General features: G+C 69.7%; 17 protein-coding genes. 7 read left to right on the top strand and 10 right to left on the bottom strand.

The features are described from left to right. Together ACN675_RS23295 and pgl are read left to right on the top strand one after the other, a co-directional pair. Nucleotides 1–311 (top strand): OpcA/G6PD domain-containing protein (locus ACN675_RS23295; RefSeq protein WP_420753093.1); only part of this gene is annotated, 311 nt, incomplete at its 5' end. Then, a complete protein-coding gene (pgl, locus tag ACN675_RS23300; RefSeq protein ID WP_420753094.1) occupies nt 304–1,056 on the top strand; it encodes a 6-phosphogluconolactonase in 753 nt (250 codons plus the stop codon). The genes ACN675_RS23295 and pgl, both read left to right, overlap by 8 nt. A gap of 358 nt (nt 1,057–1,414) precedes the next feature. Here the strand turns inward: pgl and ACN675_RS23305 are convergent, their stop codons facing one another. Then, a complete protein-coding gene (locus ACN675_RS23305; protein ID WP_420753095.1) occupies nt 1,415–1,660 on the bottom strand; it encodes a hypothetical protein in 246 nt (81 codons plus the stop codon). A gap of 221 nt (nt 1,661–1,881) precedes the next feature. Here ACN675_RS23305 and ACN675_RS23310 point away from each other — a divergent pair, with 221 nt between their 5' ends. Beyond that, nucleotides 1,882–2,757 carry a universal stress protein gene (locus ACN675_RS23310; RefSeq protein WP_420753096.1) on the top strand — a complete coding sequence of 292 codons (876 nt, stop codon included), beginning with the start codon at nt 1,882–1,884 and terminating at the stop codon, nt 2,755–2,757. On the opposite strand, the gene ACN675_RS23315 is transcribed toward ACN675_RS23310, so the two are convergent. From ACN675_RS23315 to ACN675_RS23340, 6 genes are read right to left on the bottom strand one after another with little or no spacing between them, the layout of a single operon-like run. Beyond that, a complete protein-coding gene (locus tag ACN675_RS23315; RefSeq protein WP_420753097.1) occupies nt 2,754–3,272 on the bottom strand; it encodes a hydrogenase maturation protease in 519 nt (172 codons plus the stop codon). The genes ACN675_RS23310 and ACN675_RS23315 overlap by 4 nt on opposite strands. Further along, entirely contained in the window at nt 3,269–4,561 is a 1,293-nt protein-coding gene (locus ACN675_RS23320; RefSeq protein ID WP_420753098.1) for a Ni/Fe hydrogenase subunit alpha, read from the bottom strand. The genes ACN675_RS23315 and ACN675_RS23320 overlap by 4 nt, the downstream gene beginning before the upstream one ends. Then, a complete protein-coding gene (locus ACN675_RS23325; RefSeq protein ID WP_420753099.1) occupies nt 4,545–5,336 on the bottom strand; it encodes an oxidoreductase in 792 nt (263 codons plus the stop codon). The genes ACN675_RS23320 and ACN675_RS23325 overlap by 17 nt, the downstream gene beginning before the upstream one ends. Further along, nucleotides 5,337–6,170, bottom strand: coding sequence for an FAD/NAD(P)-binding protein (locus ACN675_RS23330; protein WP_420753100.1), 834 nt, complete (start codon nt 6,168–6,170; stop codon nt 5,337–5,339). It lies immediately after the preceding gene. 4 nt (nt 6,171–6,174) lie between these two features. Further along, nucleotides 6,175–6,636: a cyclic nucleotide-binding domain-containing protein gene (locus tag ACN675_RS23335; RefSeq protein ID WP_420753101.1), complete on the bottom strand. Its 462-nt coding sequence runs from the start codon at nt 6,634–6,636 to the stop codon at nt 6,175–6,177. Then, nucleotides 6,633–7,778 carry a 4Fe-4S dicluster domain-containing protein gene (locus ACN675_RS23340; RefSeq protein ID WP_420753102.1) on the bottom strand — a complete coding sequence of 382 codons (1,146 nt, stop codon included), beginning with the start codon at nt 7,776–7,778 and terminating at the stop codon, nt 6,633–6,635. Before ACN675_RS23340 ends, ACN675_RS23335 begins: the two co-directional genes overlap by 4 nt. A gap of 176 nt (nt 7,779–7,954) precedes the next feature. Here ACN675_RS23340 and ACN675_RS23345 point away from each other — a divergent pair, with 176 nt between their 5' ends. Both ACN675_RS23345 and ACN675_RS23350 read left to right on the top strand, forming a co-directional pair. Continuing rightward, on the top strand, nt 7,955–8,377 hold the full coding sequence (locus ACN675_RS23345) for an Hsp20/alpha crystallin family protein (protein ID WP_420753103.1): 423 nt from the start codon (nt 7,955–7,957) through the stop codon (nt 8,375–8,377). Nucleotides 8,378–8,606: 229 nt separating this feature from the next. After that, nucleotides 8,607–9,095 (top strand): SRPBCC domain-containing protein, encoded by a 489-nt coding sequence (locus ACN675_RS23350; RefSeq protein ID WP_420753104.1) that lies wholly within the window; start codon nt 8,607–8,609, stop codon nt 9,093–9,095. Nucleotides 9,096–9,160: 65 nt separating this feature from the next. Here the strand turns inward: ACN675_RS23350 and ppc are convergent, their stop codons facing one another. Both ppc and secG read right to left on the bottom strand, forming a co-directional pair. Beyond that, complete coding sequence (gene ppc / locus ACN675_RS23355; protein ID WP_420753105.1) at nt 9,161–11,911, bottom strand: phosphoenolpyruvate carboxylase; 2,751 nt, start codon at nt 11,909–11,911, stop codon at nt 9,161–9,163. Nucleotides 11,912–11,957: 46 nt separating this feature from the next. Then, nucleotides 11,958–12,191: a preprotein translocase subunit SecG gene (gene secG / locus ACN675_RS23360; protein ID WP_420753106.1), complete on the bottom strand. Its 234-nt coding sequence runs from the start codon at nt 12,189–12,191 to the stop codon at nt 11,958–11,960. A gap of 182 nt (nt 12,192–12,373) precedes the next feature. Between secG and ACN675_RS23365 the strand changes: the two genes are divergently transcribed. Beyond that, the gene (locus ACN675_RS23365) at nt 12,374–13,291 is read left to right on the top strand and encodes a tyrosine-protein phosphatase (RefSeq protein ID WP_420753107.1); all 918 of its coding nucleotides are present in this window, start codon (nt 12,374–12,376) and stop codon (nt 13,289–13,291) included. 87 nt (nt 13,292–13,378) lie between these two features. Further along, nucleotides 13,379–14,293 carry an SDR family oxidoreductase gene (locus tag ACN675_RS23370; protein WP_420753108.1) on the top strand — a complete coding sequence of 305 codons (915 nt, stop codon included), beginning with the start codon at nt 13,379–13,381 and terminating at the stop codon, nt 14,291–14,293. A 9-nt stretch (nt 14,294–14,302) separates the two neighbouring features. On the opposite strand, the gene ACN675_RS23375 is transcribed toward ACN675_RS23370, so the two are convergent. Next, on the bottom strand, nt 14,303–14,890 hold a 588-nt coding region (locus ACN675_RS23375), incomplete at its 5' end, for an MFS transporter (protein WP_420753109.1).

Below are 14,890 nucleotides of genomic sequence, written 5' to 3' on the forward strand. Positions count from 1 at the left end.
TGTCCGGGCTGGCGAACGAGCCTGCGCTGGATCTGCTCGCGGGCTGGCTCGCCAGCCGGATCGACGGGCCGGTGCAGCGTGCGATCGGCAAGCTGCGGGTGGAGCTGCGCACCCGGTCGCAGACGATCGAGCTGGTGCGTCCGCAGGACGGACGCGTCGCCACACTCAAACGCACCGGGAAACCGGATTCGCTGATCACCCTGGCGCGCCGGGACTCGTGGGAGTGCCTGGCCGAGGAACTGCGGCGGCTCGACCCCGACGAGGTCTACCACTCGGCACTCAACGGCATCTCGAAGGTGGAATATGTCTGATGCACCGGTCCGCGTCGAACGTTTCGCCTCGAGCGACGCGCTGGTCCGCGCGGCGGCGTCCGCGTTCGTCGACGCGGTGGTCGCCGCGCAGCGTGAGCGGGTGAGCGCGTCGGTGGTGCTGACCGGCGGCGGCACCGGCATCGCGGTGCTCGAGCAGGTGTGCCGTGAGCAGGGCGGGATCGACTGGTCAGCGGTCGACGTGTACTTCGGCGACGAGCGGTTCCTGCCGCCGGGCGACCCGGACCGCAACGAGGTGCAGGCCCGGGCGGCGCTGCTCGATCGGGTGCCGATCGATCCCGCGCGCATCCACGTGATGCCGGCGCTCGGGGAACCGGGCGGCGCCTCCCCCGCGACCTCCGCCGCGGCGTACTCGCGGGTCCTGGCCGAGCACTCCCCCGACGGCACGGTGCCCACGTTCGACGTGCATCTGCTCGGGATGGGCGGGGAAGGCCACATCAATTCGCTGTTCCCGGACACCGACGCGGTGCGCGAGTCCGAGAAGTTCGTCGTCGGCGTCGACGATTCCCCGAAGCCGCCGCCGGCGCGGGTCACGTTGACGTTGCCCGCGGTTCGCCGGTCGCGGCAGGTGTGGTTCCTGGTGACCGGCGCGGCCAAGGCCGACGCGGTCGCGGCTGCGGTGGCCGGCGCCGATCCGGTCGACATCCCGGCGGCCGGGGCGCGCGGTCTCGAACAGACGGTGTGGTTCGTCGACACCGAGGCGGCGGCGGGTCTGCCGGACGCCTGAGCACGCGGGCGGTCATCGTTCCCGTCCGTCGCTGCGGGTGTCGTCCGGGCGGGTGTCCGAGCCCGGCGTTCCGTCCCGGGCCGGCATGCCGCATCCCAGCCTGATCGCGCTTCGCGGCCGGGATGCGGTGCGCAGCAAGCCTGTTCGCGATCGGGTGCGTACGCAGTGCGTCGAGCGTGGTTCCATGGTCGGTGTTCCTCCCCCCTCGGGGACGACAGTGCTCGTCCTTACCCGGTTCGACGCGTCGACCTGCCCGCCGGTTCCACGCGGTTCGCGTGCGTCGCCGGCTACCGGAGTCGGGGTCCTCGCCCCGACTCCGGTCGTGCTCGCCACACGGGATATGGGGTCGGCGACTCGCTTACCGGGACGGCAAGACGCCGGGTGTCAGGCAGGGCACATCCGTAGGGCCGGGAGTGGTTACGCCGGGCTGCACCGGGATGCAGGCCTCGTCGATGAACGGCCGGCTGTAACCCGGCTCGACGTAGGGTCGGTCCGGCGTCCAGCCGTCGGGGGCGCCGCCCGCCTGGGCCACACCGGCCGCCGCCAAGGCGACACCGGCGGTCGCGGTCGCCGGAATCGCGCCACGAATCAGCTTCGTCCCCATGAGGTCTGTCCTATCCTTCTCGTTACGGCGGAACCCTGTTGCCCGCCACCTACTTGGAGGAGCGAGACCAGCAAAAGGTTCCGGCGAACGAACTCGGCTCCGACGCGGGCGTGTGCATGTGGACGTCCGAAGGTGAGGACCTTCTCCCCTACGGCAGAGCGCGCTGCCGCAACGACGATAGGCAGTGACGGATTCCAGCCGGCCGACCCCAGGAGGCCAACGTGACCGCACATCAACCGATAGTCGTCGGAGTGGACGGCTCACCGTCGTCTCTGCAAGCGGTCTCGTGGGCCGCGATGGAAGCAGCACGACGGGGGGCTCCCCTCACGCTGGTCACCACGGCGATCGTGACCGGCGGCTATGTGGTCCCCATCGGAATGCCGGACACCTTCTACGAGGAGGAGCAACTCGAGGCCGAGAGGCGGCTCGCCGAGGCCGAGAGCCTGGTCGCGCAGGTGGCGCAGGGACACACCGTCGAGGTCGAGAAGGCCGTCTCCCAGGACGCACCGGCGCGCGAGCTCATCGAGCGATCCAAGTCCGCCCGGATGGTGGTGGTGGGGGCGAATCGGCGCGGACTGATCGAACGTGCGCTGCTCGGCTCGGTCAGCGCCGCGGTGGTCACCCACGCCCATTCACCGGTGGCCGTCGTACGGGGTCTCCCGCACGTCGACGTCAACGATATTTCCGGTCCGGTGGTCGTCGGCGTCGACGGGTCGAAGCACAGCGAGCACGCGGTCGCGATGGCGTTCGAGGAGGCGGCCATGCGTGGCGCCGAACTGGTCGCAGTCCACGTGTGGTCCGACGTGGACCTGCATGCTCCGTTCCCCAGCGACTTCGAATGGTCCCAGGTGCAGGAACGCGAGCGGGCGACGCTGGCCGAGAGTCTGGCCGGGTATTCCGGGGAGTTCCCCGACGTACCGGTCCGGACGGTGGTGGTCATGGACGAACCTGTCCGGAGCCTGCGTGACCAGGCCGAGCACGCCCAGTTGCTGGTGGTCGGGAGTCGCGGACGGGGCGGGTTCACGGGCCTGCTGTTGGGGTCGACGAGCCGCGCGCTGCTGCACCACGTGACCTGCCCGATGCTGGTGGTGCGCTAGCCACGGGCGATTTCCTCCAGCACCGCCGCGACCACCCGGTCGGCCGCGCGCGCGGTGGCGCGGGACAGGCCGCATCCGAAGCCGACGTCGGCGGCGTCGACGGTGTACAGCACCCATCGGTGGGGCAGGCGATCGAGCAGACGCCCCAGTTCGAGGGCGGTGATCAGCCCGAAGCCGTGGGTGCTGGTCGCCGCCCCCGGCGACAGCGTCACGTCCCCGGAGTCGAATCGGTGCACAGAGTCGACTCTGTGCACCGATTCGACTCTGTGCACCGCGCCCGAAGGGACGGTTTCCGAACGGGAGGAATCTCCTACCGCGGAATCGATCAGAATCGCCAGATCCGCGCCGTCCCACGCGTCGAGCATCCGCGTCGGCTCACCGTCGACCGCGTACACCCCGACGTCCGGTGCCCCCCGGGCAGCGACTTCGCGCGCGACCACGTGGCCGACCCCGTCGTCCCTGCGGTATTCGTTTCCCAACCCGAGCACCACGGTTCTCATCGGCACGGTCTTCATCGGTGGTGGACCGTGAGTGTCAGGAAGTGCGTGGCGCACGAGATGCACGGATCGTAGTTGCGGATGATCCGCTCGCACATCGTCGTCAGGTCCTCGTTCGAGGCAGCAGGATTCGCCTCGACGGCACGGCACAGATCGTGTTCGATCGCCGCTTGATTCTGGGAGGTCGGCGGGACGATCGCGGCCGCGGCGACGAGGTCGTCGGCGTCCAGTTCGTAGCGGTGGTAGAGCAGTCCACGCGGCGCTTCGCTGACCCCGTGCCCGACGCGACGAACCGGCGAGACAGCGGCGGCGGGTGGTGTGGGTCGCCGGTAGCGGTCGATGATCCGCAGCGCCTCCTCCAGCGCGTACACGACCTCGACGGCACGGACGACGATGCTGCGGTACGGATTGCGGCATCGGGGGCCGAGTCCCGCCGAGGCGGCGGACGCCGCGGCCTGCCCGGTCAGTTGCCCGGAGTTGAGCGAATACCGGGCCAGCGGGCCGGTGAGGTAGCGGCGCCCGTCGAGCGTGGCGTGCAGTGCGGTCGAGTGCGGCACCTGATGCTCGCTCACGTGTCGCGCGAATTCACTTGCTGTGCAATGAAACCCGGTTGTGGAGACGATGTCGCCGTCCTCGATGGCGTACCGCGACGGATGCTGCAACGCGAGAAATTCGTGGTCGACGTCGAAATCGGGGCAGTCGAAGGACGACACCCAGTCGACCGTGGCGACCGCGTGGTCGAGGGCGGCTTCGAGTTGTGCTGCGAGCGGGGCGAGTTCGGCCCGGGTCGGGGCGTGATGGAATCCACCGACCCGGACGTTGACGGGGTGGATGGGGCGCCCGCCGACGACGTCGAGGACAGCGTTTCCCGCCTTCTTCAGGGCCAGTCCCCGTTCGATCGCGGCGCGGTCGGTGCGCGCGAGTTCGATCGAGTCCGGGACGCCGAGGAAGTCGGGGGCGTGCAGGAAGTAGATGTGCAGCACGTGGCTCGCGATCCATTCCCCGCAGTACAGGAGCCGGCGCAGGTCGACGATGTCGTCGTCGACGATCACCCCGCAGGCGTCCTCGAGTGCGTTGCAGGCGCTCACCTGATACGCGACGGGGCAGATCCCGCAGATCCGGGAGGTGATGTCGGGCGGCTCCAGGTAGTGCCGGCCGCGCAGGAACGATTCGAAGAATCTCGGCGGCTCGTAGATCGCGAGGTCCACCCGCTCGGCGTGGCCGTCGCGGACGGTGATGTCGAGCCGGCCTTCGCCTTCGACGCGGGCGAGCGCCCGCACCGTCATTTCCCTACGGGAGGAGGTCATCGCGTGCTCCCGCCGTGCCGGTGTCGTACGCCGCGACGTTGAAGGTCGCGAAGACACGGGAGATGTCGGCCTCGCTCATGCCGCAGGTCCGCAGCCACCCCGTCATGGACGCGAGATTGGGATCGGGCGTGGGGCCGAAACAGCCGTAGCACCCCCGCGAGACGGCCGGACACAGTGCGCCGCAGCCGGAGTGCGTCACCGGGCCGAGGCAGGGTGTGCCCTCGGCGACCATCACGCAGGTCAGACCGCGTCGTTTGCACTCCGTACACACGCTGGTGTTCGGGATGTTCGGCTTCCGTCCGGCCAGGTAGGCCGTGATCACCTCGAGGAGCTGGCGCCGATCGATGGGGCATCCGCGCAGTTCGAAGTCGACGGGCACGTGCGCCGAGACGGGAGTCGAGGTGGCGAGCGTGTCGATGTAGTGGGGGCTGGCGTAGACGACCGACAGGAACTCGTCGATGTCGGCGAAGTTGCGCAGCGCCTGGATCCCGCCCGCGGTGGCGCAGGCCCCGATGGTGACGAGGTACCGGGATTGTTCCCGGATCGTGCGGATGCGGTCGCGGTCGGCCGCCGTGGTGATCGATCCTTCGACCAGCGACAGATCGTACGGCCCGCCCGTGACGGCGTCGGAGAGCTCGAGGAAATGGGCGATCGACACCGCCTCGGCCAGCGGCAGCAGCTCGTCCTCGCAGTCGAGGAGGGTGAGCTGGCAGCCGTCGCAGGAGGCGAACTTCCACACCGCGAGGGTCGGCGTCGGTTTCGAGGGTGTACTCATCTACAGCTCCGGTACGCGCAGAAGCGGTTCGGCGACGGTGTAGTCGACGACGGGCCCGTCCCGGCACAGCAGGAGCTCCCCGAGTTGGCAGTGGCCGCACTGACCGGTGCCGCACTGCATGTTCCGCTCGAGGGACAGCTGGATGTCCCCGGCAGGAACTCCTCGCGACATCAGGGCGCGGGCACAGAACCGCATCATCGGTTCGGGCCCGCACAGCAGTGCGGTGGTGCGGGCGGGGTCGACGTCGATTCTCTGCAGGGCTTCGGTGACGAATCCGACCGCACCCGACCACCCGGACACCGGTTGGTCGATCGTCAACTCGACGGTGAGGTCGTCCCGGGTCGCCCAGGCGGACAGGTCGGATCGGAACAGGATGTTCGCCGGGGTCCGCGCCCCGACGACGAGGATGAGCCGCCGGAACCGGTCGCGGGCAGCGAGCGCGGCGAGCACGACGGGCCGCAGGGGCGCCAGCCCCACCCCTCCGGCGACGACGAGCAGGTCACCGTCGGGGTGGGTGTGCATCCGCCATCCGCGCCCGAACGGGCCCCGGACACCGATCACCGTGCCGACCGGTGCGTCGTGCAGCGCCCTGCTCACGGCCCCCACGCTGCGGATGGTGTGGACGAGCGTGTCGCTGTCGGGCGTCGGGTCACCGCTGACCGACACCGCCACCTCCCCGACGCCGTGGGCGTACAGCATCATGAACTGTCCTGGTGCAAAACGTCTTTCGACCGAATCTTTGAGGGGCTGCAACGTCAGCGTGGCGGTGTCGTGCGTTTCGTGCGCGCGTGCGACGACCCGGTAGCCGAGGGGAATCGCGGGGTCCCGAGTCACGGTGTCACTCCGGGGAACGGCCGGCGTAGAGGTCGAGCAACCGGGCCCGGGTCGAATGGAGGCGGGCGACGATCATCTCCGACAGGGCACGCGTCACCGCGTAGGTGAACGCCGGATCGTCGGCGGCCGTCGCCTGCAGGGCGACCACGTCCAGCTCGGTGGCCTCGGTGACGGCCGCGGCGTGCGCGGTGAACTGCCACCGGGGACACGCAGCGAGCCAGGAACAGCCGAGGATGTCGCCACCGTGCACGGTTTCGAGGACCACGGTGCCCCGCCCCGGAATCACCGTGCTCAGCACGACGCTGCCGGTGTGCAGCAGCCAGCACCGGGTGGCCGGCTCGTCCTCCCGGAAGACCGGCTCGCCGGGGGCGAACCTGACGGCGACCGCGAAGTTCCCGAGCCGAGTGCGGTGTTGCTCGGAGAGCCCGGCGAGCGCGGCCGGGAGAACGGGCTCGGGAGGGTTCACCGGTCGTCCTGTCCCCACGCCGGAAGCAGCTCCGACAGTCGTGCCGCTTCCTCGGTGATGTCGATGCCGACCGGGCACCAGTCGATGCAGCGTCCACATCCCACACACCCGGAACTGCCGAACTGGTCGAACCACGTGCCGAGTTTGTGCGACATCCACTGGCGGTACCGGCTCTCGCCGGAAGTGCGGACATCGCCGCCGTGCAGGTGGCTGAAGTCCAGTTCGAAGCAGGACGACCAGTGCTGCCAGCGCTCGGCGTGCTCACCGGTCAGGTCGGTCGTGTCCTCGGTGGTGGTGCAGAAGCACGTGGGACACACCATGGTGCAGTTTCCGCAGGTCAGGCACCGGTCGGCGACGTCTTCCCAGACGTCGGCGTCCCGGGCGCGCCGGAGGAGCCCGCGCAGATCCGTGTCGGGCATGTGGCGGCCCATGTGCCGAGCCGCTTCGGCGACCGCGCGGCGGGCACGGTCGACGTCGTCCGCTTCTGCGACGCGGCACTCGACGTCGCCGAGGACTGCCGCACCGGCTTCGGTTCCGACGTCGACGAGGAATCGGTGGCCGTGGTCGTCGAGGAGTTCGGTCAGCGCCAGGTCGTACCCCGGCCCGGCCGCCGGCCCGGTCCCCATGGAAGCGCAGAAGCACACCCCGCCGGGCTCGGTGCAGTGCGCGGCGACGACGAACAGGCTGCGGAACCGGCGAGCGGTCGGTGTATCGGCGTCGGGATCCGGACACAACACGCGGCGCAGCACCGCGATCGCGGCCAGGTCGCAACCGTGCACACCGACGAACGCATACGGTGTCTCGTCGACGACGGGCGGTTCCCACGGACCGTCGCGGTCGGTGGACCACAGTTGCCGACGCGGCGGATGCAGGTACTGCTTCCAGGATCGAGGACCCGACGAATGCGCGAACACGGCGTCGTCGCCGCGCCGGTGCAGGCGGTAGCGGCCCGGACCGGTCTCGACGCCCCATCCGGCCGGCAGGTCGGCCCCCGATTCCAGCTCACCGAGGACGATCGCGGTGTCACTCGCGGTGGGACCGACGACCCGATATCCCCGCCCGCGCAGTACGTCGATCAGCAGATCGAGACCGCGGCGGTCCAGGATGCGTTCGTCCACTCGCGGGATGCGTGCGCCGTCCATGCGCCTGCTCCTCCGTCGGCCGCGTCGGTCGTCGACAGTTCACCTTCCATTAAGCCAGGGCACACGCCCCCGGCGATAGGGGCCCTTCGTCCCTTCCTCGGTTTATCCGTGTCGACCGGCACGGCAGGAGGGGAAAATTATCGATGCGACAGTTACACACACGGAAGGGGAACACGATGTCTGTGCCCGCTCGCCGGCCCCGTTCGGTCTTCCCGGAGCTGTCCGAGATCTTCGACACGCTCCGATGGCCTTCCTTCGGTACCGTCTTCGGCAACAACCTCATTCGAGTCGAAGACCACATCGACGACGGTCGCTACATCGTCCGAGCCGAGATTCCCGGAGTGGATCCGGACAAGGACATCACCGTCACGGTCGACCGCGGCCGCCTCGACATCCACGCAGAACGCACCGAGGAGAAGGCCGAGAAGGGCCGGTCCGAGTTCTCCTACGGTTCGTTCCATCGCTCGGTGACCCTGCCGCCCACCGCCGACGACGATGACGTCGAGGCGTCCTACGACAAGGGAATTCTCACCGTCTCGATCGGGCTTGCCGAGGAAACCGAATCCGCCAAGAAAATCGACATCAAGACCACGAAGTGATGCCGTCGAGCGCTCGCGGGGCCCGTCCGAGAGCGCCGACGCGCTGAGTAGATCAACGCACCGGACCGGCTCGAGGATCGCCTCGAGCCGGTCCGGTGCGGTGCTCTCCCCCGTATCCACGGCGGCCGGTCTCGCGTCGGTCACGGATCGCGCCGGAAACCGCACCGGTGGATGTCTCGCGCGGAAGAATTGTCGGTGTCGGCATCCGACGACCGGAGGGAGCATTCCGATGAGCACCCCGTCCACCGTGCTCGGCGAGGTCCGGCCCGAGCACGACTGCCCGCACGGTTCGGTCCTCGTAACCTTGTACTACCAGCGCAGTTTCGCTCTGCCGATCGGCGAGGTGTGGGCGGCGCTGACCGAGCCGGACGTGCTGGCCCGCTGGTACGGACGGTGGACCGGGGATCCGGAATCGGGCCGGGTGCGGTTGACGATGACCGACGAGCACGACTCGGCGACGACGGACGTCAGGATCGTCGAGTGCGCGGGTCCGCGGCTGCTCGCCGTCGACGTGGACGGGTGGCGGCTCGAGCTGCGGTTGCGTCAGGTCGGCCGGGTCACCACCCTCGAGTTCACGCATCGGCACGTTCCGCGTTCGGAGGCGGCCGAGATCGGTCCGGGCTGGCAGTACTACCTCGATCGGCTCGACGCGCTGCTGGCCGGGCAGCGGGAGCCGCGCTGGGCGGACTACCCGGAACTCGGCGAGGCGTACCGCTGAACAGAGGAACCCCGTACGACGGTTGGTGCACCGAATTTTCGGTACACCGACCGCCGTTTCGGGCGTCAGCCGCTGTTACGCAGCGCGGTGGCCAGGCCGTTCATGGTGAGCTGGATGCCGCGCCGTACCTCGTCGGTGTCCTCCCCCGCGCGTAGTCGCCGCAGTAGTTCCACCTGCAGGTGGTTGAGCGGTTCGAGGTACGGGAACCGGTTGTGCACCGACCGCGCCATCGCCGGGTTGTCCGCCATCAGGTCCGGTCGTCCGGTGATCGCCAGATAGGTGCGGACGGTGCGCGCGTGTTCGTCGACGATCTTGCCGAAGACGCGGTCGCGCAGGTCGGTGTCGGGGACGAGTTCGGCGTAGCGGGCGGCCAGCCCCAGGTCGGATTTCGCGAGCACCATCGCCATGTTGGACAGCACGGTGCGGAAGAACGGCCACCGCTCGTACAGGTCGGTGAGCGTGGCACGGCGGGTGTCGTCGTCGCCGATCCACGATTCGAAGGCGGTGCCGGTGCCGTACCAGCCGGGGAGCATGACGCGGGACTGGGTCCAGGCCAGCACCCACGGGATCGCCCGCAGATCCGCGATCGACGACGTCGGTTTGCGTGAGGTGGGACGGCTGCCGATGTTGAGCTGCCCGATTTCGCCGACGGGCGTGGCGGTGCGGAAGTATTCGACGAATCCGGGGGTCTCGTGCACGAGTTCGCCGTAGGCCGTGCGGGCCCGGGCGGCCAGGTCGTCGAGGATCGTGTAGGCGGCGGGCGCGTCGGTGCCCAGGCCTTCGACGTCGAGCAGTGTGGATTCGAGGGTCGCGGCGACGAGGCTTTCGAGGTTGCGGCGCGCCGAGCGGGGTTCGGCGTACTTCGCGGCGATCACCTCGCCCTGCTCGGTCAGTCGCAGCGACCCGGTGACCGCCCCTGGGGGCTGCGCGAGAATCGCGTCGTAGCTGGGACCTCCGCCGCGGCCGACGGTGCCGCCGCGGCCGTGGAACAGCCGCAGCCGGATGCCGTGCTCGCGGGCGCATTCGACGAGGTCGAGTTCGGCGCGGTACAGCGCCCAGTTCGCGGCGAGGTAGCCGCCGTCCTTGTTGGAATCGGAGTAGCCCAGCATGACCTCCTGCAGCGACCCGGCCGAGTCGACGAGGCTGCGGAACTCCGGAATCGACAGGGCCGCACCGAGAATGGCGGCGCCGCGCTGGAGGTCTTCGATGGTTTCGAACAGCGGGATCACCGCGACCGGGCAGCGCGGGCCGGTGTCGGTGTGGTCGACGAGCCCGACCTCCTTGAGCAGCACCGCCGCTTCGAGTAGGTCGCTGACCGACGCGCACATGCTGATGATGTAGTGCGGCACGGCGTGGGCGCCGAGCAGCCGGACGGCGTCGGATGCGGCGCGGAGCACCCCGAGTTCGGCGGTGGCGAGCTCGCCGAGCCGGGCGCCGGGGGCGCTGAGCGGGCGCCGGGTGGCGAGTTCGCGGGTGAGCAGTTCGACCTTGCGATCCTCGGGCAGCGCCTCGTAGTCGTCGGTGACACCGGCCCAGGCGAGCAGTTCGGCGACAACCCGGCCGTGGACTTCGGAGTTCTGCCGCAGATCGAGGGCGCTGAGGTGGAACCCGAACACCTCCACTGCGCTGCGCAGGTGCGCGAGGCGCTCGTCGGCGATGACGTCGTCGCCGGCGGCACGCAGCGAGGTGTCGAGGACATCCAGGTCGGCGAGCAGTTCGGCCGGGCCCGGGTAGGGCTCGCGGAGGGGGACGCCGAAGTTCGGCGGATCGTCGAGCAGGCGCCGCGCGGTCGCGGCGAGCCGGCCGCGGATGCCGTGGATCGCGCGCCGGTAGGGTTCGTCGGCGCGTGCGGGCACGTCGTCGGCGGCGGCCTCGACGAGCGCTCGGAGTTCGGCGGTGATCGGGACGAGCCGCTCGGACATCGACAGTTCCTGCTCGAGTTCGGCGAGTTCGGTGCGGTAGTGGCCGAAGACCGTGGTCGCGGCGCGGTCGGTGGCGCGGTGGACGACCTCGGCGGTGACGTTCGGATTGCCGTCGCGGTCGCCGCCGATCCACGATCCGGTCCGCACGATCGGTTCGGTGAGCAGGTCGGTGCCGGGCCAGCGGGACCGCAGTTCGCGGCGGACCTCGGCGTCGAGCGCGGGCACCACCGCGAACAGCGAGGCCTCGTAGTAACGCAGACCGGTTTCGATCTCGTCCTGGATCCGCAGTCGTGCCAGGCGGATCAGCGCGGTCTGCCACAGCGTCAGGATCTGCCGCCACAGCTGCCGGTCGATCTCGGCGATCTCGGTGGCGTCCTCGGCGCGACCGCGGCGGCGCATGAGATCGGTGATCCGTGACTGCACGACGAACACGGTGCGACGGCGGGTTTCGGTGGGGTGCGCGGTGATGACCGGCGATACCAGCGCGTGTTCGAGCGCCGCCGCGACCGCATCCGGGTCGAGGCCGGCGGCGTCGAGTTTGGCGTAGGTGGCGGCCAGCGAGCTGTCCTGCGGCGGTTCGCCGGCGGCGACGTGCAGCGCGCGGCGCCGCTCGCGGTGCAGGTCCTCGGCGAGGTTCGCGAGCAGCGCGAAGTGACTGAAGGCGCGGATGACCGGAATGGTGTCGGCGGTGGCGACCTCGCGGAACATGGCGGCGAGGTCGGCGCGGTCCAGTTCGGAGCGGCGCACCCGGAAGCTCTCGATCCGGGCCTTCTCGACGAGTTCGTAGGCGGCTTCCCCGGCGTGCCTGCGCACGATCTGCCCGAGGATGCTGCCGAGCAGGCGGATGTCGTCGCGCAGCGGCTCGGTGGCGGCTGTTCCGGTCGGGACGCTCATCCGGTCAGTATCGACGGAAGGCGCTGGTCTCGCGACCGGAAGCCGTTCAGCTGAACTTGATCTGCAACCCGATGCCGAGGATGGAGATCAGCCAGATGATGCCGGTGAAGATGGTGAGGCGGTCCAGGTTCTTCTCCGCGACCGTCGATCCGGAGAGGCTGGACTGGACGCCACCGCCGAACAGGCTGGACAGGCCGCCGCCCTTACCGCGGTGCAGCAGCACCAGCAGGATCAGCAGCAGGCTGGTGACAATCAGCAGAATGTCCAGGAACAGTTCCATGCGGCGCTCGGTGTCCTTCGATGGTCGGTGACGTCGGCCGTCAGCTTACCCGGTGATCCGCATCGTCCGTGCCGGTGGTACCCACCCTACGAAAACGCGATTCTCGAAAACGAGATCACAATTCGGCGGGATGTGATCTAAATGAGACGCAAGAAAAACCATACCCTGAAGGAAGGTTTGTATTGTCTCGCACTGTTCTCCTCGCCGGACGCCGCAGCGCCCGGCTCGCAGCAACGGTCACCCTGAGTGCCGCACTGCTGTTCACCGGCTCCGCCACGGTCGGCGCCGCCCCCTTCGATCTCCCGACCGGATCCGCCGGCATCGGCGCACCGACTGTCGTCGAGACCCCCCGGCTGTCGTCGGTCGACAACTTCCGGGATCTCGCCGGATCCGGCGGCGGCTACCCGGCGGCGTTCGGGCTGCGGGTGCAGCCCGGCGTGTTCTATCGATCCAACGCCCTCACCAGCAACGACGAAGACGCCGCGGTACTCGACTCTGTCGGCATCTCGGCGGTGTACGACCTGCGCACCGACGGCGAGATCGCCGATGCCCCGGACCGCATCCCGGCCGGCGCCGCGTACATCCGGCACCCGCTGCTGTCCGGGAACCTGAGCTCGACATCGATCCTGGCGAGCCTGAGGACACCGGAGGCGGCGCGCGCGGTCATGCAGGACATCAACCGCGCGTTCGTCACCGATCCCGAGATCCGCGCGGAACTCGGCGCCATGTTCACCGAGTTCGCCCGCACCGACGGACCGCAACTGTTCCACTGCACCGCCGGGAAGGACCGCACCGGCTGGACCGCAGCCCTGCTGTTGTCCCTCGTCGGCGTCGACCGCGAGACCGTGTACACGGACTATCTGCTGTCGAACGAATACTCCGGCGACCACATCCGCGCGACCTTGGCTGCGCTCGCCGAATCCCGGGGTCCCGAGGTGGCCGCGATCTACGCGCCGCTCCTCGGCGTCGAACGTAGTTACCTCGAGGCCGGATTCACCCAACTCGAGCAGGACTACGGCACCGTCCACAACTACCTGATCACCGGGTTGGGTCTGAGCCCGCAGACCGTGGCGGCGCTGTCTGCAAAGCTCGTCGGCTGACCGACGCGCAGGCCGGCTGGGCCGCGGTCCAGCCGGCCGAGCAGTGTGATCGACGGTGAGGGTCGTCACCGGGCATCATCGGAGTCGATGAGTGCACCCCTGCACGGGAAGATCGCGGTGGTGGCCGGAGCGACCCGCGGCGCCGGCCGCGGCATCGCGGCCGGGCTCGGTGAGGCCGGCGCCACCGTGATCTGCACCGGCCGGAGCAGCAGGACGCACGGTCGCGAGACGTCCGACTACGACCGGCCGGAGACCATCGAGGAGACCGCCGAGCTCGTCACCGCACTCGGCGGAACAGGTGTCGCGATCCAGGTCGACCACCTCGATCCCGACCGGGTGGCCGCGCTCGCCGGGCGTCTCCGTGCCGAGTTCGGACACATCGATGTTCTCGTCAACGACATCTGGGGCGCGGAGATCCTCAAAGGCACACCGGCGCAGTGGAACACCCCGATCTGGAAGCACGATCTCGACGCCGGGCTCCGGATCGTGCGGCTCGGCCTCGACACCCATCTGATCACGTCGCATCACCTGCTGCCGTTGCTCGTGTCCGAGCCCGGCGGTCTGCTGGTCGAGGTCACCGACGGGACGGCGAGTTACAACGCCGCCCACTACCGCATCTCCGTCTTCTACGACCTGGTGAAGAACGCGGTCAACCGGCTGGCGTTCTCGCAGGGGCACGAACTCGCCGCGCACGGCGGCACCGCCGTCGCGGTCACGCCCGGCTGGCTGCGCTCGGAGATGATGCTCGACAACTACGGCGTCGCCGAGGAGAACTGGCGCGACGCCCTCGACTCCGACCGGCCCGATCAGCTGCCCACGGCACCACCGGGTTTCGCGAACTCGGAATCACCGCGGTATCTCGGCCGTGGCGTCGCGGCGCTGGCCGCCGACCCCGCGCGGGCCCGCTGGAATCAGCGGTCGGTGACGTCGGCCGATCTCGCCCGCGCCTATCGCGTCACCGACGTCGACGGGTCCCGGCCGGACGCCTGGGCCGACTCGTGACGTCCCGCCCTATCCGGCCGCCGTATGGGTGTAGCGGTCGCGCCCGGCGAACCCACCCACCACGCTCTGCCCGACCGCGCACACCGCGATCAGGATCAGCACGGGCGTCCAGGTCCCGGTGACATCGAAGAGCGCGCCCGCCGCGATCGGGCCGCACATCGCCAGCAGGTAGCCCACGCACTGCGCCATCCCGGACAGCTGCGCCGTCTGCGCGACCGTGCGGGTGCGCAGCCCGAACAACGCCATGGCGAGCACGAACGTCGCACCCGAACTGATCCCGGCGACGATCGCCCACAGCAGCACCAGATCCGGGACGAGCAGCAACCCGGCGACCGCGACCACGAGGATCGCCCCACCGACGATCGCGAGCATGCGCTGGTCGGCGCGCCGGCCCATCAGCACGGTCGCACCGAGCCCGGCCGCGATCCCGACGACCTGGTAGGCGAACGAATGCCAGCCGGCGGTGGCCGCGTCGACGCCGAGACTCGCCTCGACCGACGGCAGCCAGGTCACCAGCAGATAGAAGGTGGTCGACTGCAGGCCCATGAACGCGGTGACCTGCCACGCGACACCCGAGCGCCACATCGACCGGGCCGG

The sequence above is a fragment of the Rhodococcus sp. O3 genome, from assembly GCF_048897285.1.
Lineage (GTDB): Bacteria > Actinomycetota > Actinomycetes > Mycobacteriales > Mycobacteriaceae > Rhodococcus.

What these genes read in the sequence shown, in the direction of transcription:
- pgl (WP_420753094.1), top strand. Translation starts at nt 304, where the DNA reads ATGTCTGATGCACCGGTCCGCGTCGAACGTTTCGCCTCGAGCGACGCG.
- ACN675_RS23305 (WP_420753095.1), bottom strand. Translation starts at nt 1,660, where the DNA reads ATGGGGACGAAGCTGATTCGTGGCGCGATTCCGGCGACCGCGACCGCC.
- ACN675_RS23315 (WP_420753097.1), bottom strand. Translation starts at nt 3,272, where the DNA reads ATGAAGACCGTGCCGATGAGAACCGTGGTGCTCGGGTTGGGAAACGAA.
- ACN675_RS23320 (WP_420753098.1), bottom strand. Translation starts at nt 4,561, where the DNA reads ATGACCTCCTCCCGTAGGGAAATGACGGTGCGGGCGCTCGCCCGCGTC.
- ACN675_RS23325 (WP_420753099.1), bottom strand. Translation starts at nt 5,336, where the DNA reads ATGAGTACACCCTCGAAACCGACGCCGACCCTCGCGGTGTGGAAGTTC.
- ACN675_RS23340 (WP_420753102.1), bottom strand. Translation starts at nt 7,778, where the DNA reads ATGGACGGCGCACGCATCCCGCGAGTGGACGAACGCATCCTGGACCGC.
- ACN675_RS23345 (WP_420753103.1), top strand. Translation starts at nt 7,955, where the DNA reads ATGTCTGTGCCCGCTCGCCGGCCCCGTTCGGTCTTCCCGGAGCTGTCC.
- ACN675_RS23350 (WP_420753104.1), top strand. Translation starts at nt 8,607, where the DNA reads ATGAGCACCCCGTCCACCGTGCTCGGCGAGGTCCGGCCCGAGCACGAC.
- ppc (WP_420753105.1), bottom strand. Translation starts at nt 11,911, where the DNA reads ATGAGCGTCCCGACCGGAACAGCCGCCACCGAGCCGCTGCGCGACGAC.
- secG (WP_420753106.1), bottom strand. Translation starts at nt 12,191, where the DNA reads ATGGAACTGTTCCTGGACATTCTGCTGATTGTCACCAGCCTGCTGCTG.
- ACN675_RS23370 (WP_420753108.1), top strand. Translation starts at nt 13,379, where the DNA reads ATGAGTGCACCCCTGCACGGGAAGATCGCGGTGGTGGCCGGAGCGACC.